This is a genomic window from Nonomuraea spiralis (genome assembly GCF_014648435.1).
In the GTDB taxonomy this organism is placed as follows: domain Bacteria; phylum Actinomycetota; class Actinomycetes; order Streptosporangiales; family Streptosporangiaceae; genus Nonomuraea; species Nonomuraea spiralis.
Genome location: NZ_BMRC01000003.1, coordinates 182,676 through 207,295 on the forward strand (window position 1 = coordinate 182,676; position 24,620 = coordinate 207,295).

At 71.2% G+C, this 24,620-nt stretch carries 21 protein-coding genes; 14 read left to right on the forward strand and 7 right to left on the reverse strand.

The annotated features are described in order from the left end of the window. The first annotated feature begins 96 nt into the window (after positions 1–96). From gatC to gatB, 3 genes are read left to right on the forward strand one after another with little or no spacing between them, the layout of a single operon-like run. On the forward strand, positions 97–396 hold the full coding sequence (gatC, locus tag IEZ27_RS08160) for an Asp-tRNA(Asn)/Glu-tRNA(Gln) amidotransferase subunit GatC (RefSeq protein ID WP_101787882.1): 300 nt from the start codon (positions 97–99) through the stop codon (positions 394–396). Further along, a complete protein-coding gene (gatA, locus tag IEZ27_RS08165) occupies positions 393–1,883 on the forward strand; it encodes an Asp-tRNA(Asn)/Glu-tRNA(Gln) amidotransferase subunit GatA (protein ID WP_125637210.1) in 1,491 nt (496 codons plus the stop codon). Before gatC ends, gatA begins: the two co-directional genes overlap by 4 nt. A gap of 2 nt (positions 1,884–1,885) precedes the next feature. Then, positions 1,886–3,373, forward strand: coding sequence for an Asp-tRNA(Asn)/Glu-tRNA(Gln) amidotransferase subunit GatB (gatB, locus tag IEZ27_RS08170; protein ID WP_125637316.1), 1,488 nt, complete (start codon positions 1,886–1,888; stop codon positions 3,371–3,373). A gap of 97 nt (positions 3,374–3,470) precedes the next feature. On the opposite strand, the gene IEZ27_RS08175 is transcribed toward gatB, so the two are convergent. The 3 genes from IEZ27_RS08175 to IEZ27_RS08185 are packed head-to-tail and all read right to left on the reverse strand — an operon-like array spanning position 3,471 to position 6,452. Continuing rightward, positions 3,471–4,994: a tripartite tricarboxylate transporter permease gene (locus IEZ27_RS08175; RefSeq protein WP_125637209.1), complete on the reverse strand. Its 1,524-nt coding sequence runs from the start codon at positions 4,992–4,994 to the stop codon at positions 3,471–3,473. A gap of 1 nt (position 4,995) precedes the next feature. Beyond that, positions 4,996–5,481 (reverse strand): tripartite tricarboxylate transporter TctB family protein, encoded by a 486-nt coding sequence (locus IEZ27_RS08180; protein WP_189646663.1) that lies wholly within the window; start codon positions 5,479–5,481, stop codon positions 4,996–4,998. Then, positions 5,481–6,452: a tripartite tricarboxylate transporter substrate binding protein gene (locus IEZ27_RS08185; RefSeq protein WP_189646664.1), complete on the reverse strand. Its 972-nt coding sequence runs from the start codon at positions 6,450–6,452 to the stop codon at positions 5,481–5,483. Before IEZ27_RS08185 ends, IEZ27_RS08180 begins: the two co-directional genes overlap by 1 nt. A gap of 145 nt (positions 6,453–6,597) precedes the next feature. Between IEZ27_RS08185 and IEZ27_RS08190 the strand changes: the two genes are divergently transcribed. The 3 genes from IEZ27_RS08190 to IEZ27_RS08200 all read left to right on the forward strand — a co-directional run bounded on the left by IEZ27_RS08190 (position 6,598) and on the right by IEZ27_RS08200 (position 10,954). Continuing rightward, positions 6,598–8,205, forward strand: a complete 1,608-nt coding sequence (locus tag IEZ27_RS08190) for an ATP-binding protein (protein ID WP_229823642.1) — start codon at positions 6,598–6,600, stop codon at positions 8,203–8,205. Beyond that, complete coding sequence (locus IEZ27_RS08195) at positions 8,202–8,864, forward strand: response regulator (protein WP_189646665.1); 663 nt, start codon at positions 8,202–8,204, stop codon at positions 8,862–8,864. Before IEZ27_RS08190 ends, IEZ27_RS08195 begins: the two co-directional genes overlap by 4 nt. A 200-nt stretch (positions 8,865–9,064) precedes the next feature. Next, on the forward strand, positions 9,065–10,954 hold the full coding sequence (locus IEZ27_RS08200) for a VanW family protein (RefSeq protein WP_189646666.1): 1,890 nt from the start codon (positions 9,065–9,067) through the stop codon (positions 10,952–10,954). Positions 10,955–10,986: 32 nt separating this feature from the next. Here the strand turns inward: IEZ27_RS08200 and IEZ27_RS08205 are convergent, their stop codons facing one another. Further along, positions 10,987–12,075, reverse strand: coding sequence for a PQQ-dependent sugar dehydrogenase (locus IEZ27_RS08205; protein ID WP_379478556.1), 1,089 nt, complete (start codon positions 12,073–12,075; stop codon positions 10,987–10,989). Between the two features lie 29 nt (positions 12,076–12,104). Between IEZ27_RS08205 and IEZ27_RS08210 the strand changes: the two genes are divergently transcribed. From IEZ27_RS08210 to IEZ27_RS08235, 6 genes are all read left to right on the forward strand, one after another. Further along, on the forward strand, positions 12,105–13,010 hold the full coding sequence (locus tag IEZ27_RS08210; protein WP_125637203.1) for a 2-hydroxyacid dehydrogenase: 906 nt from the start codon (positions 12,105–12,107) through the stop codon (positions 13,008–13,010). A gap of 235 nt (positions 13,011–13,245) precedes the next feature. Beyond that, positions 13,246–15,861 (forward strand): putative bifunctional diguanylate cyclase/phosphodiesterase, encoded by a 2,616-nt coding sequence (locus IEZ27_RS08215; protein ID WP_229823644.1) that lies wholly within the window; start codon positions 13,246–13,248, stop codon positions 15,859–15,861. A gap of 207 nt (positions 15,862–16,068) precedes the next feature. Next, a complete protein-coding gene (locus IEZ27_RS08220; RefSeq protein WP_189646668.1) occupies positions 16,069–17,808 on the forward strand; it encodes an acetolactate synthase large subunit in 1,740 nt (579 codons plus the stop codon). Continuing rightward, entirely contained in the window at positions 17,801–18,325 is a 525-nt protein-coding gene (gene ilvN / locus IEZ27_RS08225) for an acetolactate synthase small subunit (protein ID WP_125637201.1), read from the forward strand. The genes IEZ27_RS08220 and ilvN overlap by 8 nt, the downstream gene beginning before the upstream one ends. Before the next feature lie 23 nt (positions 18,326–18,348). Continuing rightward, positions 18,349–19,332, forward strand: coding sequence for a ketol-acid reductoisomerase (ilvC, locus tag IEZ27_RS08230; protein WP_125637313.1), 984 nt, complete (start codon positions 18,349–18,351; stop codon positions 19,330–19,332). 137 nt (positions 19,333–19,469) lie between these two features. Next, the gene (locus tag IEZ27_RS08235) at positions 19,470–20,048 is read left to right on the forward strand and encodes a class I SAM-dependent methyltransferase (RefSeq protein WP_229823648.1); all 579 of its coding nucleotides are present in this window, start codon (positions 19,470–19,472) and stop codon (positions 20,046–20,048) included. 94 nt (positions 20,049–20,142) lie between these two features. Here the strand turns inward: IEZ27_RS08235 and IEZ27_RS08240 are convergent, their stop codons facing one another. Then, complete coding sequence (locus IEZ27_RS08240; protein ID WP_189646670.1) at positions 20,143–20,814, reverse strand: YoaK family protein; 672 nt, start codon at positions 20,812–20,814, stop codon at positions 20,143–20,145. 158 nt (positions 20,815–20,972) lie between these two features. On the opposite strand from IEZ27_RS08240, the gene map reads away from it, so the two are divergent. Further along, entirely contained in the window at positions 20,973–21,740 is a 768-nt protein-coding gene (gene map / locus IEZ27_RS08245) for a type I methionyl aminopeptidase (RefSeq protein WP_189646671.1), read from the forward strand. 215 nt (positions 21,741–21,955) lie between these two features. Next, positions 21,956–22,225, forward strand: a complete 270-nt coding sequence (locus tag IEZ27_RS08250) for a hypothetical protein (RefSeq protein ID WP_189646672.1) — start codon at positions 21,956–21,958, stop codon at positions 22,223–22,225. A 188-nt stretch (positions 22,226–22,413) separates the two neighbouring features. On the opposite strand, the gene dacB is transcribed toward IEZ27_RS08250, so the two are convergent. Both dacB and IEZ27_RS08260 read right to left on the reverse strand, forming a co-directional pair. Then, positions 22,414–23,958, reverse strand: a complete 1,545-nt coding sequence (gene dacB / locus IEZ27_RS08255) for a D-alanyl-D-alanine carboxypeptidase/D-alanyl-D-alanine endopeptidase (protein WP_189646673.1) — start codon at positions 23,956–23,958, stop codon at positions 22,414–22,416. A 110-nt stretch (positions 23,959–24,068) separates the two neighbouring features. After that, positions 24,069–24,620 (reverse strand): DUF1707 and FHA domain-containing protein, encoded by a 552-nt coding sequence (locus IEZ27_RS08260; RefSeq protein ID WP_125637195.1) that lies wholly within the window; start codon positions 24,618–24,620, stop codon positions 24,069–24,071.

The window sequence follows — 24,620 nt, forward strand, 5'->3', positions numbered from 1 at the left end:
TGTGTTTCCGGCGGGTTAAGGGTTCGGGCCTGCGGTGTCAGGCCCCCTAGGATGGCAGTGTCCCAAACTCCATCCACGAAACGGGTTCAACGACTCATGTCCGCCATAACCCGCGACGAGGTCGCCCACCTGGCCCGGTTGTCCAGGCTGGCGCTCACCGACGACGAGCTCGACCACTACGCCACCCAGCTCGATGCCATCATCGAGTCGGTCGCGAAGGTGGCCGAGGTCGCCGCCGAGGACGTGCCGCCTTCGTCGCACGCGCTTCCGCTGACCAATGTCTTCCGTGCCGACGAGGTGCGACAGTCCCTGACGCCCGAGCAGGCCCTTTCCGGCGCTCCCGCCGTCGAGGACGACCGCTTCCGTGTGCCGCGCATCCTCGGGGAGGAGGCATGAGTCTGATCCGCAAGACCGCCGCCGAGCTGGGCGCGATGATCGCCGCGGGTGAGGTGTCGGCCGCCGAGGTGGCCGAGGCGCACCTCGACCGCATGGCCGAGGTGGAGCCCAAGGTCCAGGCGTTCCTGCACGTCGACCGGGAGACGACCCTTGAGCAGGCGCGGGCGGTCGACGCCCGGCTGCGCGCGGGCGAGAAGCTCGGGCCGCTGGCCGGGGTGCCGATCGCCCACAAGGACATCTTCGCCACCCGCGACATGCCGACCACGGCCGGGTCCAAGATCCTCGAAGGGTGGCGGCCGCCGTACGACGCGACAGTGACGGCGCGCCTGCGCGAGGCCGGGCTGGTCATTCTCGGCAAGACGAACCTCGACGAGTTCGCCATGGGCTCCTCCACGGAGAACTCCGCCTACCACCCGACCCGCAACCCGTGGGACCTGAACCGGGTGCCGGGCGGCTCGTCCGGCGGGTCCAGCGCGGCCGTGGCCGCCTACGAGGCGCCGCTGTCCACCGGCACCGACACCGGCGGCTCGATCCGCCAGCCCGCCGCCGTCACGGGCATCGTGGGCATGAAGCCGACCTATGGCGGCTCGTCCCGTTACGGGCTGATCGCGTTCGCGAGCTCGCTCGACACGCCGGGGCCGTTCGCGCGCAACGTGCTCGACGCGGCCCTGCTGCAGGAGGCGTTCTCCGGGCACGACCCGATGGACTCCACGTCGATCGACGCGCCGGTCCCGAGCGTGGTCGAGGCGGCCCGCAACCCTGACGTGTCCGGCATGCGGATCGGCGTCGTCAAGGAGTTCGGCGGCGAGGGCTACCAGCCGGGCGTCCTGGCCCGCTACAACGAGGTCGTCAAGCTGCTGGAGTCACTGGGCGCCACGGTGGTCGAGGTGTCCTGCCCGTCGTTCACGACCGCGCTGCCGGCGTACTACCTGATCGCGCCGTCGGAGTGCTCGTCCAACCTGGCCCGCTTCGACGCCATGCGTTACGGCCTGCGCGTCGGCGACGACGGCACCCGCAGCGCCGAGGAGGTCATGGCGCTGACCCGGGCCGCCGGGTTCGGCCCCGAGGTCAAGCGGCGCATCATGCTGGGCACGTACGCGCTGTCCAGCGGCTACTACGACGCCTACTACGGCCAGGCGCAGAAGGTGCGCACGGTCATCTCGCGGGAGTTCCAGGCGGCCTACGAGCAGGTCGACGTGCTGGTCTCGCCGACCACGCCGACGACGGCGTTCCAGATCGGCGAGCGCGCCGACGACCCGATGGCGATGTACCTCGCCGACCTGTGCACCATCCCGTCCAACCTCGCGGGCAACGCGGCCATCTCGGTGCCGTGCGGTCTGGCCGACGAGGACAACCTGCCGGTCGGCCTGCAGATCATGGCCCCGGTTCTCGCCGACGACCGCTGCTACCGCGTCGGCGCCGCCGTCGAGAAGGCGCTGGAGAGCCGCTGGGGCGGCCCGCTGCTGAAGGAGGCCCCGTCGCTATGACCATGGTCTATGACGAAGCGCTCGACAAGTACGAGCCGGTGCTCGGGCTGGAGACGCACGTCGAGCTCGGCACCAAGTCGAAGATGTTCTGCGGGTGCAAGACCACCTTCGGCGCCCCGGCCAACACGCAGGTCTGCCCGACCTGTCTCGCGCTGCCCGGTTCGCTGCCCGTGGCCAACGCCATGGCCATCGAGTCGACGATCCGCATCGGCCTCGCGCTGAACTGCTCGATCGCCGAGTGGTGCAGGTTCGCCCGGAAGAACTACTTCTATCCGGACATGCCGAAGAACTACCAGATCTCCCAGTACGACGAGCCGCTCTGCTTCGACGGCTACGTCGACGTCGAGGTTGGCGGCGAGATCGTGCGCATCGAGATCGAGCGGGTGCACCTGGAGGAGGACACCGGCAAGTCCACCCACGTGGGTGGCGCGACCGGCCGTATCCACGGGGCCGACTACTCGATCGTCGACTACAACCGCGCGGGCATCCCGCTGGTGGAGATCGTCACCAAGCCCATCCCGGGCACCGACCGGCTCGCGCCGGAGGTGGCCAAGGCATACGTCACCGAGCTGCGCGAGATCATGCGCTCGCTCGGCGTGTCCGACGTGCGCATGGAGGAGGGCTCGCTGCGCTGCGACGTCAACGTCTCGCTCATGCCGCGCGGGGCCTCGGAGTGGGGCACCCGCACCGAGACCAAGAACGTCAACTCGCTGCGCAGCGTCGAGCGGTCGGTGCGCAGCGAGATCGAGCGCCAGGCGGGCGTGCTCGCCGGCGGTGGCAAGATCACGCAGGAGACACGCCACTTCCACGAGGACACCGGCACCACCACGTCGGGCCGGTCCAAGGAGGAGGCACAGGACTACCGGTACTTCCCGGAGCCCGACCTCGTGCCGATCGAGCCCGACCCGGCGTGGGTGGCCGAGCTGAAGGCGGCCCTGCCCGAGCTGCCGTCGGTCAAGCGCAAGCGGCTGCAGACCGAGTGGGGGTTGTCCGACCTCGACATGCAGGCCATGCACAACGCCGACGCGATCGACCTGGTCGAGGCCACGGTCGCGGCCGGCGCCCCGGCGGCCGACGCCCGCAAGTGGTGGATGGGCGAGCTGGCGCGGCGTGCCAACGAGAGCGGCGTCGCGCTGGCCGAGCTGCCCATCACGCCGGCCCAGATCGCCAGGGTCACCGAGCTGGTGGCCTCGGGCGCGCTCAACGACAAGCTCGCCCGCGAGGTGCTCGAAGGCGTGCAGGCCGGCGAGGGCACCCCTGACGAGGTGGTCGCGGCGCGCGGGCTGCAGATCGTCAACGACGAGGGCGAGCTGGCGGCCATCATCGACCAGGTGCTGGCCGACAACGCCGACGCGGCCGAGAAGGTGCGTTCCGGGAAGATCGCGGCGGCCGGCGCCCTGGTGGGCGGCGTGATGAAGGCCAGCCGTGGCAAGGCCGACGCGGCCCGGGCCCGTCAGCTCATCCTGGAGAAGCTGGGCGTCTCGGAGTAACCCGACCGCCGCTGGGAAGGCAGCGGCCCCACCGATCCGGACATATCGGCGGGGCCACCCCAAGAACCATCAGGGGTCTTCCCAGCGGCGAGCCCGGTCAGTCCTCGCGTGACACGGGCGTGATCGCATCGACGCCCCGGCGTGCCATCAGCCGCCGTACCAGCGGGGTCAGCAGGGCGAGCAGGGCCAGGGCGAGGAGCACGGCCGCGATCGGGCTGCGTACCAGCACGCTCACGTCGCCCGCGCCGATCGCCAGCGCGCGGCGGAGCTGGATCTCGGCCATCGGCCCGAGGATCATGCCGATCACGGCGGGTGCGACGGGCAGGCCGAAGCGGCGCATGGAGAACCCGAGCAGCCCGAGAACGTAGAGGACGAACAGGTCCACGACGGTGCCGTTCAGGGCGTAGACGCCGAGCGCGGCGAACAGCACGATCCCGGCATACAGGTACGGCCGGGGAACGCGGAGAACGCGGGCCCACAGGGGCGCGAGCGGCAGGTTCAGCACGAGCAACATCGTGTTGCCGACGAACAGCGAGGCGATCATCGCCCACACCAGCGCCGGGTTGTGGTCGAAGAGCTGCGGGCCGGGTTGCAGGCCGTACTGCTGGAAGGCGGCCAGCAGGATGGCGGCCGTGGCCGACGTGGGCAGGCCCAGCGTGAGCAGCGGGACCAGGGTTCCGGCCGCCGAGGCGTTGTTGGCCGCCTCGGGGCCCGCGACGCCCTCGATGGCGCCCTTGCCGTACTCCTCCTTGGCCACCCCTCGGGCCAGGCGCTTCTCGGCCGCGTACGACAGGAACGTGGGGATCTCCGCGCCCCCGCCGGGCAGCGCGCCGAACGGGAACCCGAGCGCGGTCCCGCGCAGCCACGGCAACCACGAGCGCCGCCAGTCGGCGCGGCCCATCCACGCCCGGCCCACGGGCACCACCTCGGGCACGGCGTGCCGCAGCCGGGAGGCCACGTACAGGGCCTCACCGAGCGCGAACAGGCCCACCGCGACGATCACCACGTCGATGCCGTCGAGCAACTGCGGTACGCCCAGCGTGAGCCGCGCCTGACCGGTCTGCTGGTCGATGCCGATCAGCCCGATCACCAGGCCCAGCCCCAGCGAGGCCAGCCCGCGCACGACCGAGCGGGACAACACCGACGACACGGCGGTGAAGGCCAGGATCGCCAGCGCGAAGTAGTCCTCGGGGCCGAAGGAGATCGCGAAGCTCACCACTGCGGGCGCGGCCACCACCAGCAGCGCGGTGGCGATCGTGCCCGCCACGAACGACCCGACGGCCGCCGTGGCGAGGGCCTGTGCCGCCCGGCCGCGCCTGGCCATCTTGTTGCCCTCCAGGGCGGTGATCATGGAGGAGGACTCGCCGGGCGTGTTGAGCAGGATGGAGGTGGTCGAGCCGCCGTACATGCCGCCGTAGTAGATGCCGGCGAACATGATGAACGCGCTGGCCGGCGGCACGGTGAAGGTGATCGGCAGCAGCAGCGCCACGGTCATCGCCGGCCCGATGCCGGGCAGCACGCCGACCAGGGTGCCGAGGGTGACGCCGATCAGGGCGTACAGAAGGTTGACGGGGGTGAGGGCGGCGGCGAAGCCGTCCATGAGGAGCTGGAGGGAGCCCATCTCACATCACCCCGCCGAGCGGGCCGGCCGGCAGCGAGACGCCGAGGCCCTTGACGAACAGCAGGTACGTCGTCACGCCCAGGACCACCGCCACCACGGCGGCCCGCAGCCTGTGCTCGGCCCCGAGCGCGACCGACAGGCCGAAGAACAGCAGGCTCGCGCCGATGACCCAGCCGAGCACGTCGAGGAGCGCGGCGAAGGCCAGGAAGATGCCGCTGACCAGGCCGACGCTGCGCCAGTCGGTGGGCGCCGCGGCGTCCACGTCCTCGCTCTCCTCGGGGTCGCCGTGGCCGCCGCGCAGCACGTCGATCACGTAGAACGCGCCGATCAGCACCATCGCGCCGCCGACCAGCATGGGGAAGAAGCGCGGCCCGAGGCCGAGCTGGGAGGCCGCGGCCGAGACGTCGAGCGTGCCGATCACCACGAACACGCCCAGCCCCAGCACCACGACCGCCAGCCCGAGTTCGGGCCGCCACCGGCGAATCATCAGGACACGAGCCCCATTTCGGCGATGATGCCCTTGACCTTGGTCTCCTCGGACTTCAGGTAGTCGGCGAACTGCGGGCCGGTCTGGAAGGAGTCGATCCAGCCGTTCTTGGCGACGGCGTCCTTCCACGGCTGGGAGTCGTGCATCTTGGTGACCAGGTCGGTCAGGGACTTGGCGGCGGCGTCGTCCAGGCCGCCGGGGGCGACAAAGCCGCGCCAGTTGGCCAGCTCGACGTCCAGGCCGCCCTCCTTCATGGTCGGCGCGTCGAGGCCGGCCACGCGTGAGCCGCTGCTGACGGCCAGCGCCCGCAGCTTGCCGGACTTCACGTGCTCGGCGAACTCGCCGACGCCCGAGATGCCCGCGCTGACCTTGTTGCCCAGCAGCGCGTTGAGCGCCTCGCCGCCGCCGGAGTGCGCGATGTAGTTGACCTGCTTGGGGTCCACGCCGGCGGCCTTGGCCATCAGCCCGGCCACGATGTGGTCGGTGCCGCCGGCCGAGCCGCCCGCCACGGAGACCTTCGCCGGGTCGGCCTTCCACGCGGCCACCATGTCGGCCAGCGTCCTGAACGGGGAGGCCGCCGGGACGACGACGATCTCGTACTCCTCGGTCAGCTTGGCGATGGGCGTGGTCTCGGCCAGGGTGACCTTCGACTTGTTCTGCTCGATGGCGCCCACCATGACCAGGCCCATCGTCATCAGCAGGTTGCCGTTGCCCTTCTCGCCGGCGAGCTGGGCCAGGCCGATCGTGCCGCCCGCGCCTGGCACGTTGTAGACCTCGACCTTGCGTCCCGGGTCGGCCGTCTTGAGCGCCTGCTCGGCCGTGCGCGCGGTCTGGTCCCAGCCGCCGCCGGCCGCCGCGGGCGCCATGATCCGCAGGGACGCGTTGCCGCCGGAGGCGCCGGGCCCGCCGCAGCCGGACACGGCGGTGACGGAGAGTGCCGCCAGGACGGCGGCGAATACGCGCAAGCGCATGATCACTCCAAGGGGGGATGCTCACAGTCGTAGGGCTGCGATGGTGATGCCCCCGGCCCGCCCGGTCGAGGCTTTGGACGGTTGCCGTCGTAGTGGTCGTATTGGTCGCGACCTGGCCGTGACCTGGCTTTGTTTCCATGTGGGCGTGCGCAGGGTAACTGACGCCCCCCTCGGGACCCAGTTGTTCGTGCTCCAGACGGTGATCGTGCTGCTCGCCGTCGGTGGCACGGCAGGCGTGTGGGCCGGGCACACGCGCGAGCAGCTCGACGCGCTGCACCAGCAGCGCGCCCTGGCCATCGCCCAGTCGGTGGCCGCCCTTCCGCAGGTACGCGACGCCTTCAGGCTGGAGAATCCGGAGTCGGTGCTGCAACCGCTGGCGCTCAGCGTCCAGCACGAGACCGGAGCCGACTACGTGGCCATCGCCAACGCCCAGCAGAAGCGTTACGCCCATCCCAACGCCGCCCTGATCGGCAAGCGGCTGTCCACCGACGGCACGGCGGTCCTGCGTACGGGCCGGAGCTGGGTCGGCACCGAGACCGGCACGATCGGCACCACGGTCAGGGGCAAGACCCCCATCCGCGACGAATACGGCAACATCATCGGCCTGGTCTCGGTCGGCGTGCTCCAGACCACGGTCACCGGCCAGCTCGGCGGCGCGCTGCCGCCGCTGATCTGGACCGCGCTGGCCGTGCTGCTGGCCGGGCTGGCGCTGGCCGCGCTGATCACCGCACGGGTGCGCAGGCAGACGTTCGGGCTGGAGCCGAGGGAGATCGCCGCCCTGCTGGAGCAGCGCGAAGGCGTGCTGCACGGGGTGAAGGAGGGGGTGCTGGCCCTCGACCTCGCCGGGCGGGTCACGCTGGTCAACGACGCCGCCCGCGACCTGCTCGGCGACCTCGGGGCCGACGTGAGCAGCATGCCGGTCTCCGAGCGCATGCGCGACGTGCTGACCGGCGCCGACCCCGGCGAGGACCGCGTGGTGCTGCACGGCGACCGCGTGCTGGTGCTCAACCGCACCCCGGTCTCGGTACGCGGCCGCCATCGCGGCTGGGTCGTCACCCTGCGTGACCGTACCGAGCTGGTCCGGCTGGCCCGCGAACTGGACGACACCAGCAGCGCGACCGAGGCCCTGCGTGCCCAGGCCCACGAGTTCGCCAACCGCATGCACACCGTCGTCGGCCTGCTGGAACTGGGCGAGCACGAGGCCGCGATCGGCTTCATCACCCGTACCACGGGCGGCACGTACGCCACCGGCCTGCGCGAACGCGTCCAGGACCCGACGCTGGCCGCGTTGCTGCTGGCCAAGTCCGCCGAGGCGGCCGAGCGCGGGGCGCGGCTGGTGCTCTCGGAGGACTCCGCCGTGCCCGAGGGCGCGCTCGGTGACCCGCAGGACGCCGTCCTGGTGGTCGGGAACCTGGTGGCCAACGCGATCGACGCGCTCGACGGCGCGGGCGGCACGATCGAGGTGTCGGTCGTGGCCGACGCGCGGGGGTTGCACGTCCGGGTCGGCGACTCCGGCCCCGGCATCACCCCGGAGCTGGTGGAGGAGGTCTTCAGGGAGGGCTTCACCACCAAGGCCGCCCATTCGGGGCCGCGCGGCCTCGGCCTGGCCCTGACCCGGCAGGCGTGCCTGCGCCGGGGCGGCTGGGTCCGGGTACGCGACGCGGGCGGGACCGGCCGCGACGCGGGCGGGGCCGTGCGGGAGGCGGGCGGGGCCGTGTTCACCGCTCTGCTGCCCGCCGAGGTGCGCGCGTGAACGACGTACGGGTCCTGGTGGTGGACGACGACTTCATGGTCGCCCGCATCCACAGCGGGTACGTCGCGCGGGTGCCCGGCTTCGAGGTCGTCGCCGTGGCCCACGGCGGGGCCGACGCGCTCGCCGCCGTGGCCGAGCTCCGGCCCGACCTGGTCCTGCTGGACATCTACCTGCCGGACATGTCCGGTCTGGAGGTGCTCAAGTCCCTCAACGACGTGGACGTCCTGATGATCAGCGCGGCCCGCGACGTGGCCACGGTACGGGAGGCCATGCGCGGCGGCGCGGTCAACTACTTGATCAAGCCGTTCACCGCCGCCGCGCTCGCCGAACGCCTCCGCCAGTACGCCGAGACCCGCCGCCGGCTCACCGCGATCGGCCCTCAGGCCCGTCAGGACGACGTCGACCGGCTCTTCGGCGCGCCCAAACAGGCCGCCCCGATGCCCAAGGGCCTGTCGCGGGCCACCTGCGCGCTGGTGGCCGAGGCGCTGCGCGACGCCGGGGGAGACCTGTCGGCGGCCGAGGCGGCCGAGCTGACGGGCCTGTCGAGGGTCAGCGCGCGCCGATACCTGGAACACCTGTGCGCCTCGGGCCGGGCCGAGCTCCACCCCAGGTACGGCACCGCCGGACGCCCGGAACATCGCTACCGGTGGCTAGGTTGACACACTTCCGTAGTCATTTCTCGTGACATAGTCGGATACTCGTGCCTTACTGTTGCCTGAGACTTGGCTGCGGACCGGGAGGAGATTGAGGCGTGCGAAACGCCGGACCGATCGAATCACCGACCGACCCGTTCGCCTCGGTGCCAATGCCCACGTCGGGTGTCTCCAAGAAGCCGCGGATCGAAGGATTACCTCCGGGTGTGTCCCGGGACATCTTCGGCCCGCAGGACCAGCAGGAGCCCCGGCCGGCCCAAGGACCGAGCGCGCCCGGCGGTCAGACCGGCGGCGCTCTGCCACCGAAGGCGCCGCCCGCCCAGCCGTGGCCGATGAAGGACAAGGATCCCGCCGCGCCGCCCGCCCCCGTGTTCGGCGGCGGAGGCGGCGGGCGGCCGCCCTCCTTCGAGCCGGAGCCCGTCCGCCGGCGGCGCCTGCTGCCCGGGGTGCTCGTGCTCGTGATCGTCCTGGCCACGCTGGCGTACGTGGTGCCCGCCGTGATGATGTCCGGGGCCGTGCTGCGCGGCACCCGGGTCGCGGGCGTGGAGATCGGCGGCCTGACCGTCACCCAGGCGGCCGACAAGCTGCGTACCGAGCTGGGCGCCAAGCTCAGCAAGCCGGTCACGGTGAACATCGGCAGCAAGAGGGACACGATCCAGCCCGACGAGGCCGGACTCGAACTCGACGTCGTCGGCACCATCGGGCAGGCCCCCAGCGGCTTCCCGGGCCCCGTGGAGGTCTGGCGCGGCCTGACCGGCAAGACCGACGTCCAGCCCAAGGTGACCATCGACTCCTCCCAGCTCACCAGGACCGTCGAGGGCCTGGCCGAAGGCGTGGACAAGCAGGCCCGCGAGGGCAGGGTGGCCTTCTCCGGGCTGGTGCCGAAGGCCCGCATGCCCGAGGACGGCACGCTCCTCGACCGGGACGACGCCGTGCGCCGGATCGGCGAGGCGTTCCTGCGCGGCGGCGGCTCGGTGGCGCTCACCATGAGCCCGGCCAAGCCCGCCACCGCGACAGAGGCCGTCGAGTCGGCCCTGGCCGATGCCAGGAAGGCCGTCTCCGCGCCGGTCACGCTGACCCTCGCGGGCAAGCAGGCCCAGCTCACCCCGGCCATGATCGCCGCCCACCTGACGTACGTGCCCGACGGCGACGGGGCGCTGGCCCCCCAGTTCGACGCCCAGGCCGCGCTTGAGCCGGTGGAGGGTGGCCTGGTGGACGCCACGCAGCAGCCGCGCGACGCGACGTACCAGATCGTGGGCGGCAAGCCGGTCCTGGTGGCCGCGCGCAAGGGCAGGGGCGTCAACGCCAAGCTGCTGGCCCGCGACGTCGAGAAGCTGCTCGCCTCGGGCGGCGCCCGGACGGTCGAGGTCAAGCTGGGCGTGGTCACCCCGGAGGTCACCACGAACCAGATCCGCGGCCTCGGCATCAAGGAGAACGTCGGCACGTTCAGCACGTCCTTCGACTGCTGCCCGGCCCGCGTCACCAACATCCGGCGCATGGCGCAGGACCTCGACGGCCGGCTGGTCAAGCCGGGGGAGACGCTCTCGCTCAACGAGGCGACCGGCGAACGTACGGTCGAGGGCGGCTACGTCGAGGCCGGTCAGATCGTCGGCGGCCGGATGGTGAACATCATCGGCGGCGGCGTCTCGCAGTTCGCCACCACGATGTACAACGCGGCCTTCCTCGGCGGTTTCGACCTCGTCGAGCACGAGCCCATGGACTACTACGCCTCCTCCTACCCCGCCGGGCGCGACGTGGCGCTGCTCTACCCCGACCGCGACCTCAAGTGGCGCAACGACTCCGAGTACGGCGTGCTGGTCAAGACCGCGACCACCGCCACGTCGGTCACCGTCACCCTGTGGAGCACCAAGCGCTACGACAAGATCGAGGCGGACGAGTCCGAACGGCGTGACCCCAAGCCGTTCGGCCGGGCGACCAGCACCGAGCCGGGCTGCGTGGCCACCATCGGCCAGCCGGGCTTCACCATCGACGTCACCCGCCTGTTCTACAAGGACGGCGAGGTCGTCAAGAAGGACAAGAAGCTGACCACGAAGTACCGGCCGCAGACCGCGCTCACCTGCGGCGCCGCCGGCTAGCGCGGTAGGGCCGGCCGGGCCGGCCCGACCCGTCAGGACGTCGGCACCGACAGGATCCGGTCGTCACCGGGGCGTGGCGAGCCGCGGCCGTCCTTGTTGCTGGTGCTCACCCACAGGGTGCCGTCGGGGGCCGCGGTGACCGCGCGGAGCCTGCCGTAGCGGCCGGCGAAGCGGGCCACCGGCATGCCGGGAGAGCCGTCCCGGCCCAGCGGCACCTGCCACAGCCGCTGGCCGCGCAGCGCGCCCACCCAGAGCGCGCCGTCCGCGTACGCCATCCCGGACGGCGAGGCCTCACCCGTGGGCCAGGTGAGGATGGGGTTGACGAACCGGGCGTCGTTCCCCTTGCCCTCGACCTTCGGCCAGCCGTAGTTGGCGCCCGGCCGGACGAGGTTGATCTCGTCGTAGGTGTTCGCGCCGAACTCCGAGGCGTACAGCCGGCCCGCGGTGTCCCAGGCCAGGCCCTGGACGTTGCGGTGGCCGTAGCTGTAGACCAGCGTGCCGAACGGGTTGCCGGGGGCGGGGGCGCCGTCCACGGTCATGCGCAGGATCTTGCCGCCGAGCGAGTCGCGCCGCTGGGCCATCTCGCGGTCGCCGGTCTCGCCGGTGGTGGCGTACAGGTAGCCGTCGGGGCCGAAGGCGAGCCGGCCGCCGTTGTGGATGCCGCCCTTGGGGATGCCCTCGACCAGGAGCTGTTCGTCGCCGAGGCCGTGGTCGCCGAGCTGGTAACGCGCGATGCGGTTGTCCTGCTCGGCGGTGTAGTACAGGAAGACCTGCCGGTCCTTGACGGCCACGCCGAGCAGCCCGCCCTCGCCGCCGGGCCGCGCCTGGCCGATCCGGCCGAGCTCGGTGACCTTCCCCGCGGGGGTGACACGCAGGAGCCTGGCCGAGTCCCGTTCGGTGACCAGGGCGTCCCCGCCGGGCAGGAACGCGATCGCCCACGGCACGGCCAGCCCGGTCACCACGTCTTTGGGCGCGCCGGGGGCCACTCCGGCCGAAACGGCGGCCGTCGGGCGCACCTCGCCGCCCTCACCGCTGCCCTCGCCACCGCCCTCGCCGCCGACGGAGCAGGCGGTGACCGCGGCCAGTATCATGATCGTCCAGAGCTTCCTCATGTGTTCCATACTTCCCGCCGGGTCGTAAGGTTCTCGGCATGAAGATCTGGGTTCCGTCCGAGGCGGCGGCGGATGTTCTGTCTGACCTGCCTGGCGTCGAATGCGCGGTCTACGACGGTTCGGCCATGCCGGACGGCGTCGAGGACGTGGAGGTCTGGATCCCGCCGCTGGTCGTCGTGCCCGACGTGCCGGGCACGTTGGCGCGGATGCGCTCGTTGCGGCTGGTGCAGACCGTGACCGCGGGGGTGGAGCCGTACCGGCCGCACCTGCCCGAGGGCGTGGTGTTGTGCAACGCCCGCGGCGTGCACGACGCCGGCACCGCCGAGTGGGCGGTCGGCGCGATGATCGCGGTGCTCAGGGAGTTCCCCGGGTTCACCGACGCCCAGCGCAGGGGCGAGTGGACCTACCACCACACCGGCGTGCTCGCCGACTCCACCGTGCTCATCGTCGGCCACGGTTCCATCGGCGCGGCGGTCGAGCGGCGGTTGAGCGGCTTCGAGGTCGAGGTCGTCCGGGTGGCCAGGAGCGCGCGCGAGGGCGTCCATGCCATGGAGGAGCTGCCCGCGCTGCTGCCGGAGGCCGACGTCGTGGTCCTGCTCGTGCCCGCCACGCCCGACACGGCGGGCATGGTCGACGCCGCCTTCCTGGCCCGGATGAAGGACGGCGCCGTCCTGGTCAACGCGGCCAGGGGCGGCGTGGTCGACACCGAAGCCCTGATCGCCGAGCTGAAAACCGGTAGGCTACGCGCCGCGCTCGACGTCACCGCGCCCGAGCCGCTGCCCGAGGGCCACCCCCTCTGGAGCGCGCCGGGCGTGCTGATCACACCGCACGTCGCGGGCAGCACACCCGCGTCCGTACGGCGCACGTTGCGGCTGGTCCGCGAGCAGCTCGGGCGCTACCTGGCGGGCGAGCAGTTGATCAACGTCATTACCGACTCGTATTGAGAGGAATCCGGAACGTGGCTGGTCCGTGACCTTTCGTGCGTACGGTGGCGTCTGCAGGGGGTTCCTGACTCGCTGTCAAGGAACTCTTGGCGGAAATTGGTCTGTGTGGTTATCAGATCGGTGACGACATCGCCGTTGTCACCACCCGCGCGTCCGCGACCGCACACACTGGCGATGTGCCCGCCGGGCTTCGGCGGTCACTGACACAGGGTTCAAGACGGGATGGGCAACGACTGTGATCCGCTGGCGTGATCCACGAGCGCCGCTGGCAGCCGCCTCCGCGGCCGGTGCGGTGGCGTTCGCCGCTGCGCTCCTCGCGGACGGCCCGGCCTTGCTGACCGGGGCCGTGGCGGGAGGCGTGGCGGCCCTCGTCGCCGTCGCCTCGCTGCTGGTCGTCTCGATCAGGTCGGCCGAACACCGTTCGCTCGCGATGGGCGCGCGCTGGATGGGCGGCGGCGCCGTCGTGTGGGCGGCGGGCGTGGCCCTGCGCTCGGTCGCCACGAGCTTCGTGGTCAGCTTCGCCGACCTGTTCGTCCTGCTCGGCACCGTGATCATCGCGGGCGGCGCGCTGATCGCCGCCGACCGCAGGTTCCCGGCCAAGGTCGCTCTAAGGCATCTCACGGACGCGTACCTGTGCGCGGCCTCGCTCTTCCTCATCGGCTGGGTGGTGGCCCTTCGCCACTACTACGAGGAGGCGGGCGACGCGCCCACCTTCGCGTTCGCCATGGTGCCGCCGATGATCGCGTTGCTGGTGACCTGCGGGGTGATCCCGTCGGTGCTCGCCAGCAGGGCGGGCTCCTGGCTGCTCGGCCTGGCCGGCGTGGGCGTGCTCGCCACCATGACCGTGGGCGGGCTGTCGGCCGCCATGGCCCGCCTGGCCGGCGACACGCCGCCGACGTGGACCGTCATGCTCGTACCCGTCGCGCTGCTGCTGCTCGCCGCCGTGCCGTGGGGGCCGCGGGCGCGGCCGGTCGGCGGTCCCGCCGTGCGCAACGTGGTCGCGATGATGCCGCTGGCGCTCGTCGCCGTGGCCGCCTGCACGCTGCTGGCCCACCTCGCGGGCGCCCGTGCCGCGCAGCCGGTGACCGGCGTCGTGGTGGTCGCGGTCTCGGTGGTGCTGCTCCTGCTCGTACGCCTGTTCGTGCTCTCGGCCGCCTCCATCCGGCTGCGCGGCCTGGTCTCGCTGGGCGAGCGGCAACTGCGCGAACTGGCCGAGAGCACCGGCGACGTGGTGCTGCTGTGCGACTACGAGGGCGTCGTCCACGAGATCGGCCCCGGCGTCGAGGTCACCTACGGCTACCTGCCCGAAGACCTGGTCGGCGGCACGATCTTCGACTACATCCACCCCGAGGACGTCCCCGGCATCCAGGCCGCGATGCGCGCCATGACCACCGACGAGGAGGGCGCCGCGCCGGGCGCCTGCCTGATCGCCTGCCGGGTGCGCGCCGCCGACGGCACGTGGCGGCCCACCGAGTCCGTCGCCACCCGCCACATCGGCGGCGACGATCTCATGCTCGTCACCACCCGCGACGTCAGCGACGAGGAGGCCCTGCGCAACCAGGTCGCCCACCTGACCTTCCACGACGGCGTCACCGGCCTGCCCAACCGCGCCTACTTCGAGGAACGCACCCGCGAGGTGTTGTCGGGCCGTACGTCCGGCAACGTCGCGGTCATCTTCCTCGACCTCGACGGGTTCACCTCGGTCAACGACTCCGTCGGGCACGCCAGCGGCGACTACCTGCTCGGCCAGGCCGCCCGGCGGCTGCGCGGGGCCGTACGCGCCGACGACACGCTGGCCCGGTGGGGCGGCGACGAGTTCGCCGTGCTCGTGGAGACCGGCGGCGACGCGCAGATGGCCGTGGACATGGCCGAGCGCCTGGTACGCGCGGTCTCCCAGGAGCCGTTCCGGGTGGCCGACCGCGACGTGGCGCTGACCGCGAGCGTGGGCGTGGCCTTCACCGAGGACGGCCTGCCCGCGGGCGACCTGATGCGAAACGCCGATGTGGCGATGGCGCGTTCCAAGGAGCTGGGCGGGCGGCGGGTCGAGGTGTTCGCCGCGCAGATGCACGCCGACGTGGTGCGCCGCCTGGAGCTGGCCGCCGACCTCCAGAGGGCGCTCATCGAGCAGCAGTTCGCCATCGAGTACCAGCCCGTGGTCGATCTGGCCACGTCGCGGGTGACCGCGGTGGAGGCGCTGGTGCGGTGGTGGCGCGGCTCGGTGTTCGTACCGCCCGAGCAGTTCCTCGGCCCGGCCGAGGACACCGGGCTCATCGTGCCGCTGAGCGAGTGGATCCTGCGCGAGGCGTGCCGCGAGGTGGCCGCCTGGCGGGCCTCCTCCTGGGACATCGGCCTGTCGCTCAACCTGTCGGCCCGGCAGATCACCGCCCCCCGGTTCGTCGAGACCGTCGAGGAGGCGCTGGCCGAGAGCGGCCTGCCGGCCTCCGCGCTCACCCTTGAGGTGATCGAGGAGATGCTCGTCGAGGACGCCGAGGAGACCATCAAGCGGCTGTCGGAGCTGCGCGCGCTGGGCGTACGCCTGGCGATCGACGACTTCGGCACCGGCTACGCCTCGCTGGCCTTCCTCCGCCAGCTCCCGGTCGACATGATCAAGATCGATCCGTCGTTCGTGTCCGGGCTGGGCAAGGACGACACGCTGACGTTGCTCACCCGGACGATCGTGCGTCTCGGCCACGACCTCGGTCTCATCGTGGTGGCCGAGGGCATCGAGCGGCCCGAGCAGCTCGAACTGCTGCGGGAAATGGGCTGCACCAGGGGGCAGGGATTCCTGGTGGCCCGGCCGATGGCGGCCCGCGGAGTGGACACCCTGATGCGTACGAGTCTCACTGTTTGAGACTCGTGTCCCGCCAAGTTGACACCGGGGCGTTCTGAGCGGCTATGGTGTAAGCCATGCTTCGCAGTGAGATTCTCGTAGTACTTCGCCGGCGCGCAGGCCGATAGCGAAGCACTACGACCTGCGCGCCGCCCCAGATCCACCTCCGCCGGTGGGAAGGGGCATTTTTTATGTCCTTAAGTGAGTAGCCACGCAAGGAACGAGCCGATGACCGAACGGATGACAGGTGCACAGGCCCTGGTGAGGGCGCTGGAGCACGTGGGAGTCGACACCGTGTTCGGGATCCCGGGCGGCGCGATTCTGCCCGCCTACGATCCCCTCTACGACTCGACCAAGGTCCGGCACGTGCTTGTACGGCACGAGCAGGGCGCCGGCCACGCGGCCGAGGGGTACGCGCAGGCCACCGGCAAGGTCGGGGTCTGCATGGCCACCAGCGGCCCCGGGGCCACCAACCTGGTGACGCCGATCGCCGACGCCTTCATGGACTCGGTGCCGATCGTCGCGATCACCGGCCAGGTGGCCGCGCCGATGATCGGCACGGACGCCTTCCAGGAAGCCGACATCTCCGGCATCACCATGCCGATCACCAAGCACAACTTCCTGATCACCGACCCGGCGGAGATCCCCCGGACGATCATGGAAGCGTTCCACATCGCCTCGACCGGCCGTCCCGGCCCGGTGCTGGTGGACATCTCCAAGGACGCGCTGCAGGCCCAGACCACCTTCTCCTGGCCGCCCGTCATGCAGCTCCCGGGCTACCGCCCGGTCACCAGGCCCCACTCCAAGCAGATCCGTGAGGCCGCCAAGCTGATCGCCGAGGCCCGCCGGCCCGTCCTGTACGTCGGCGGCGGCGTGCACAAGGCCGGCGCTGCGGCCGAGCTGCTGCAGCTCGCCGAGCTGACCGCCATCCCGGTCGTCACCACCCTGATGGCCCGTGGCACGTTCCCCGACAGCCACCCCCAGCACATGGGCATGCCGGGCATGCACGGTAGCGTCTCGGCCGTGGGCGCGCTGCAGAAATCCGATCTGATCATCGGGTTGGGCGTGCGCTTCGACGACCGGGTGACCGGCGACCTGTCGTCGTTCGCGCCGGGGGCCAAGATCGTCCACGCCGACATCGACCCCGCCGAGATCTCCAAGAACCGGCACGCCGACGTGCCCATCGTGGGCGACTGCAAGGAGGTCATCAACGACCTCGTCGGCGCGATCCAGGCCTCGGGCCAGAAGGGCGACTACGCCGACTGGTGGACCACCCTGAACGGGTACAAGGAGACCTACCCGCTCGGCTACGAGACCTTCGAGGACGGCACGCTGGCTCCCCAGTACGTCATGGAGCGGCTGAGCGCCATCGCCGGTCCCGACGCGTACTACGTGTCCGGGGTCGGGCAGCACCAGATGTGGGCCGCGCAGTTCATCGACTACGAGAACCCGGGGACGTTCATCAACTCCGGCGGCCTCGGCACGATGGGCTTCGCCGTCCCGGCCGCCATGGGCGCGAAGATGGGCCGGCCGGACGCCACAGTTTGGGCCATCGACGGCGACGGCTGCTTCCAGATGACCAACCAGGAGCTGGCCACCTGCGCGCTGGAGGGCGTGCCGGTCAAGATCGCCGTCATCAACAACGGCAACCTCGGCATGGTCCGCCAGTGGCAGACGCTCTTCTACGAGGAGCGTTACTCCAACACCAATCTGCAGACGGCGCGTCGCATCCCGGACTTCGTCAAGCTGGCGGAGGCCTATGGTTGTGTGGGCCTGAGGTGTGAGCGCGCCGAGGACGTCGACGCGACCATCAAGAAGGCCATGGAGATCAACGACGTGCCGGTCGTGATCGACTTCGTCGTCCACCAGGACGCCATGGTCTGGCCCATGGTCGCGGCAGGCACGAGCAACGACGACATCAAGATCGCCCGTGACATGGCGCCGAAGTGGGAGAACGAGGATGAGTAGGCACACGCTGTCCGTGCTCGTGGAGAACAAGCCGGGCGTCCTCGCGCGTGTTTCAGCGCTGTTCAGCAGGCGGGGGTTCAACATCGACTCGCTCGCCGTCGGGCCCACCGAGCACGACGACATCTCGCGCATCACGATCGTGGTGAGCGTCGAGGAACTGCCCCTTGAGCAGGTCACCAAGCAGCTCAACAAGCTCGTCAACGTCCTGAAGATCGTCGAGCTCGACCCGTCGCAGTCCGTGCAGCGCGAGCTCATGCTGATCAAGGTGAAGGCCGACGCCGAGAACCGGTCGTCCGTGCTGGAACTCGTCAACCTCTTCCGGGCCCGCTGCGTGGACGTCGCGGCCGACGCCGTGACCATCGAGGTCACCGGCACTCCCGACAAGCTCGAGGCCTTCGTCAAGGTTCTCGAACCGTTCGGGATCAAAGAGCTCGTCCAGTCGGGCATGGTGGCCATCGGCCGCGGCGCCCGTTCCATCACCGACCGGTCCCTCAGGGCACTGGACCGTACCGCCTGAAAGGTTTTATAGAAGTGACCGAGATCTACTACGACGACCAGGCCGACCTGTCGATCATCCAGGGGCGTCACGTGGCCGTGCTGGGGTACGGCAGCCAGGGCCACGCCCACGCGCTCTCCCTGCGTGACTCCGGCGTCGACGTGCGCGTCGGCCTGCCCGAGGGCTCCAAGAGCCGCGAGAAGGCGGAGAACGACGGGCTGCGGGTCGTCACCCCGGCCGAGGCGGTGGAGGAGGCCAACCTCACCATGATCCTCGCGCCGGACCACATCCAGCGCCACCTGTACGCCGAGCACGTCGCCCCCAACCTCGTCGAGGGCGACGCGCTGTTCTTCGGCCACGGCCTCAACATCCGCTACGGCCTCATCGAGGCGCCCGAGGGCGTCGACGTCTGCATGGTCGCCCCGAAGGGCCCGGGCCACCTGGTCCGCCGCCAGTTCGAGGCCGGCCGCGGTGTCCCGTGTCTCGTCGCCGTCGAGAAGGACGCCTCCGGCAAGGCCCTGGACCTGGCGCTGTCGTACGCCAAGGGCATCGGCGGCACCCGCGCCGGCGCGCTGCGCACCACCTTCACCGAGGAGACCGAGACCGACCTGTTCGGCGAGCAGGCCGTGCTGTGCGGCGGCGTCTCCGAGCTCATCAAGGCGGGCTTCGAGACCCTCATCGAGGCCGGCTACCAGCCGGAGGTCGCCTACTTCGAGTGCCTCCACGAGATGAAGCTCATCGTCGACCTCATGTACGAGGGCGGCATCTCCAAGATGTACTGGTCGGTCTCCGACACCGCCGAGTACGGCGGCTACACCCGCGGCCCGCGCGTCATCACCGACGAGACCCGTCAGGAGATGCGCCGCATCCTCGGTGAGATCCAGGACGGCACCTTCGCCCGGCAGCTCGTCGAGGAGTTCGACGGCGGCCAGAAGGACTTCACGCGCTACCGCGAGGAGCTGGCCGAGAACCCGATCGAGAAGACCGGCGCCAAGCTGCGCCCGATGATGAGCTGGCTCAAGGGCTGACCCGCTCGGCCGTACGCCGTCCGTCCCGTCACCGGGCGGGCGGCGTACGGCTTTTGCGGCTTTTACCGGGTTTTCGACAGGTCAGATGGCATGATGCCGGGATGCCTTTCGATCACAACGATCACTACCATCGGGCGATGGTCCGGCTCGTGCCGAGCGGGGCCCGTACGGCGCTCGACGTCGGCTGCGGCACCGGCCGCTTCGCGCGGCGGCTCGCGGCCCGCGGGATCGAGGTCGACGCGGTGGACCCGTCGCCGGAGGTGATCGAGGCCGCCGGATCGCCGCCGCCGGTGGACGGCGTGCGGTTCGTCTGCGCCGACGCCACCCGCATGGACCTGCCCGAGCGGCACTACGACTACATCTCCTGCCTGGCCAGCCTGCATCACATGCCGTTCGGGACGGTGTCGGCGTTCCGGGACGCGCTGGCGCCGGGCGGTGTGCTGGCCGTACTCGGGTGTTACGCCGAGCGGACGGCTTCCGACTTCGCCTGGAGCCTGGCCGCCGTGCCGGCCAACGCGGGCGCGCGGCTGGCCGTGGCGGCGCGGGAGCGGGCCACGGGGCGGCGGGCGGGGGCCGTACGGGCGCCCGTACGGCCGCCTGAGACGTCCCTGGCGGACGTACGGCGGGAGGCGGCGGCGCTGCTGCCCGGCTTCAAGCTGCGCAGGCTGCTCTTCTGGCGCTATCTGCTGGTCTACCGCAAGGACGAGCACGCCTGAGCCTGACGGCCGCGCCTGAGCCCGGGACGGGAACGCCTGAGCGCGACACGGGCACGCGTGAGCGCCGACAGGGCGCGTCTGAGCCCGGACGGGGTCAGCGGGGCCTTCTGGGGCCTCTCGCGGACAGGGGCCAGGCGGCGATGGCGGCGGCCACCATGACCGGGGCGGCGAACGGCGCGACGGCGGCGTGCAGGCACAGCGCCGCGGCCCCGACGACTGCGCCCGCGGTCACCGACACCACCACGGCCAGCGGGCGCAGCACGCCCGAGTGCGGGCCGACCATCCGGCCGGCCAGGCTGGTCAGCGTGCCCGTGACGTAGGTGGTGGACAGGCCGGGGCCGCCCGCCCAGCGCGTGACCGCGCTCTGCAGGCCCATCGCCGTACCCGAGGCCGCGATCAGCGCGGGGCCGGGCAGCGCGCGCGCCGTCCAGCCGGCCGCCACCACCAGCAGCAGCGCCAGCTCGGCGAGCAGCACGGCCAGCGGGCGCGCCGGCACGCCGGGCTCCCGGGACGAGGGGACGTCCCGCCCCGGCGGGGCGCGTCCGAGCAGGGTGAAGCCGAGCGCGAGGCCCAGGCAGAACGCGGCCAGCGAGACGCCCGAGCGGATGATGTGCGAGGTGTCGCCGGTGCCGAGGGCCAGGCCGAGGAGCACCAGGTTGCCGCTCATGTTCGCGGTGAACACCTGGCCGAGCGCGAGGAAGCTCAGCGCGTCGACGGCTCCTGCCGCGAGCGCCAGAGCCACCATCGAGAACGGTCCGAAACGCATACTCTCCGCACCTTATCGGTCACTCTGGGCGACCGTGCATCGGGTCGGCCCCAGGACGCCCCTCGCCGTCCCGGCCGTCGGTGCGGGAGTGTCGATGCCCCGGAGAAGCGTGATAATAATACCGGTATAGTTATCGCTCCAAGGGCTGGGAGGCCACTGTGATCATGCTCAAGAGCGCCGGCGAGATCGACGCCATGCGGGAGGCGGGCCGGGTCGTGGCCGCCGTCCACGCCGCGGTCAGGGAACGGGCCGCCGTCGGGGTGTCGCTGCTGAAACTCGACGAGGTGGCCCGCGAGGTCATGGAGGAGGCGGGTGCCGGGTCGTCGTTCTTCGGCTACCACCCGTCGTTCGGGGCGATGCCGTACCCGGGGGTGGTGTGCACGTCCGTGAACGGGGTCATGCTGCACGGGCTGCCCACGCCGTACCGGCTGCGGGACGGTGACCTGCTGAGCGTGGACTTCGGGGCCCACGTGGACGGCTGGCACGCCGACGGCGCGGTGAGCTTCACCGTCGGCCACGCGCGTCCCGAGGACCTGAAGCTCATCCGGGTGGCGGAGGAGACGCTGGCGGCCGGCATCGCGGCGGCCGTGCCGGGCGGCCGGATGGGCGACATCGGCCACGCCATGTCCCTGGTCGGACGCGGCGCCGGCTACGGGATGCAGAACGACTTCGGCGGCCACGGCATCGGCCGGGCCATGCACGAGTCGCCGTTCGTGCCCAACGAGGCGCGCCCGGGACGCGGGCTGCGGCTGCGCCCCGGCCTCGTGATCGCGATCGAGCCGAGCCTGATGGCGGGCGGCGGCGACGACTACGAGATGGCCGAGGACGGCTGGTCGGTGTGCTCCGCCGACGGCAGCAGGAGCGCTCACGTCGAGCACACGGTGGCCATCACCGCCGACGGTCCGGTGCTTCTCACGGTGCCCTGAGACGGCCGGTTCCGCGAAAGGTAACGGCCGGGCCGGTTATTCCTCTGCCGCGTACACCGATCGGTCAAGAAGGTCGGCCTGTGTCATCCCTTCCCCCATGCGGCGTATTTTCGCAGGTAAAGACAGAAATGCTGGCGTTTGTTGAAAGAGGGGCTAGGGCAAATCTCCTCCCGATAGCTACGGAGAGTAGTCGATAGGTATCAAGGAGATTCGATATGTTCAGACAAGGGCTCATCCTGGCCGGGCTCGTCGGCGGGATGGTCATGGTCGGCGGCTCCGCTCTAGCGGCGACCCCTCACACGGCCTTCGTCCCTCAGACCGACGAGGACCCGGGTCGGGTTCTCTTCGTCTGCGGTGACGAGAACATCTTCGCCCGTGGCGAGGTCGACAACAGCACCAGCGGTGTGCTCGTCCTCGAGACCGGCGACATCCTGAGCCAGATCCTCGGGATCAAGAGCAAAGACACGAAGTGCGCGATCAGCTGACGTCATTCCTCAGCGCTGAACAGCGTGACTAAGGGGCCTGCCCGTTGGGGTGGGCCCCTTTGTCATGCCCCGCAACCGTCATGCCCCGCAACTTCATGATCTGCGACGCAGCGTAGTCGTGGAGCGTCCCTGAACCGGGCGGCGGCCCCCCGTACGCCGGGAGGCCGCCGCGGTGGGTCAGCGGGTGGTCAGCACTGGGCCGGCTTCAGCCACGAGCACTCCAGGTCGCCGGCCGCGCCCTGGTCGGCGGCCTTGAGCTGGGCGGTCACGTCGGTCGCCGTGGCCCGCGAGAATTGGGCGAGCCGGATGGCGATCTTGTCCTCGATGTCCTTCGGCGAGCCCGACAGGTACTGGTTCAGCATGATCGAGAAGACCAGCGGCTCGCCCTCGGCGCTGGTCACGTAGCCCGACAGCGAGGTCACGCCGGTCAGCGAGCCCGTCTTGGCGTGCACGTTGTTCGCGGCGGGCGTGTTCCGCATCCTGCTGCGCAGCGTGCCGCCGGTGAAGCGGTCGGAGTTGCCCGCGATGGGCAGGGCCTCGTACCAGGTGCTGAACCAGGGCTTGGTCCGTACGGAGGTCAGGAGCTGCACGATCGAGTCCGGCGAGAAGCCGTCGCGGCGCGACAACCCCGAGCCGTCCCGCATGTTGATCACCTGGACGCCGTTCGCCTTGGCGAAGTCCGTGGCGACCTTGAGACCGGCCGACCACGTGCCCTGACCAGTGGCCTTGCGGCCCATGGCCTTGGTGAGGATCTCGGCGTGCATGTTGTTGCTCAGCTTGAGGAACGGCACCAGCAGCTCGCCCAGCGGCATCGAGTCGTGCCTGGCCAGCTCGCTCGCCCCGGCGGGAGCCGCCCCCGTGGTCGTCGCCCCGAGCACCCGTACGCCGTGCGCGGCCAGCGCCTTGCGGAACAACGAGGACACGTACGCGGTGGGGTCGTCCACCGCCACCCACTCCTGGTACGGGTCCGCGACCGTACCGGTGATCACGACCGTCCGCGTGCTGTGCTGTCGTTCGATGAGCACGTCGGTCTCGGCGCCCACGGTGGCCTTGTTGACGATCTTCAGGTAGTCGGTCTCCGGGGTCGTGGTGACCTTGACCTGGCCGCCCTCGGCCGCAACCGAGACGATGACCGAGCCCGCGTCGTAGTCCCGGTCGGGCGAGGCGGTCAGCGCGGAGATCGGCGCCGCGTAGTAGGCGGTCTCGTCGTCCCACGCCCAGTCGGTGCCGAGCCGCTGCCCGTCGAACCAGGTGTCGTCGGCGATCAGCTTGCCGGTGACGACCTTGACGCCCGCCGCGGCGACCTTGGCCGCCAGCGCGTCGTAGTCCTCGGCGAGCATGGTCGGGTCTCCGGTGCCGCGCAGCACCAGGTCGCCGGTGAGCACCGAGCCGACCTTGCGGCCGGCGTTCAGCACGGTGGTCGGGAAGCGGTAGTCGAGGCCGAGGGTCTCCACCGCCGCGGCCGAGGTGAACAGCTTGGTGTTGGACGCCGGGGTCAGGAGCTTGCCGGCGTCGGTGGCGTAGAGCTGCTCGCCGTTCGCGGCGCTCTTGACGACGACGCCCGCCCTGGCGATCGTGAGCCGCGAGTCGCCGAGGATCTGGTTGAGGTCCTGGGTCAGGTCGGCCACGCCGGGTGAGGGGTCGAGGGCGACCGCGGGGGTGGAGGGGCCGGACGCCCACGCGAGGGCCGCGACGAGCGTGCCCGCGAGGAGGGAGGCTGAGGTGCGCCGCATGTGGTCTCCAAGGGACTGGGGGATCGCATGTGAGCATGAATCAGCTCAGTCGCCGTGTAATCCGCAAATATCCGTATTTCTGGGGCGGTGTCGGCTCAGGGGGAGGGGCTTCAGAGGGCGGGCTGGCCCGAGGTCAGCAGGAAGCCGCAGTCGCCGAAGGAGATCTCGTCGCCCGACTTCACCCGGGCGGGCCCCACCAGCCGCCACCCGTTGAGCCGGGTGCCGTTGAGCGAGCCGAGATCGACGAGCAGCCAGCCGCCGTCGCCCTCGCGCCGCAGCTCGGCGTGCACGCGGGACACCGTCAGGTCCGACAGTACGAGGTCGCAGGCCGACCCCCGGCCCACGACGTAGCGCAGCCGGTCGTCCTCCGGCAGTGCCAGCCGGGGCAGCCGCGGCCGCCGCCAGGCCGACTGCAACCGGGTGGTGAACTCCGACACCGACGAGACCGCGTCCGTCAGCCGTTGCCTGAACGTGGGCCGTCGCGGCAGGTCGGCGACCAGCTCGTCGAGCTCGTGCTGGCTGCGTGCCCGCAGCGCCTGGTCGACCCGGCCGACGAAGGTGTCGTGGGAGATCCGGCCCTCCACGGCCCGGTGCTTGAGCTCGTCGATCGCGCGGTCGCGTTCCCCGTCGGAGGCGCGGAACGGCGGTTGCGTGGAGCTCAT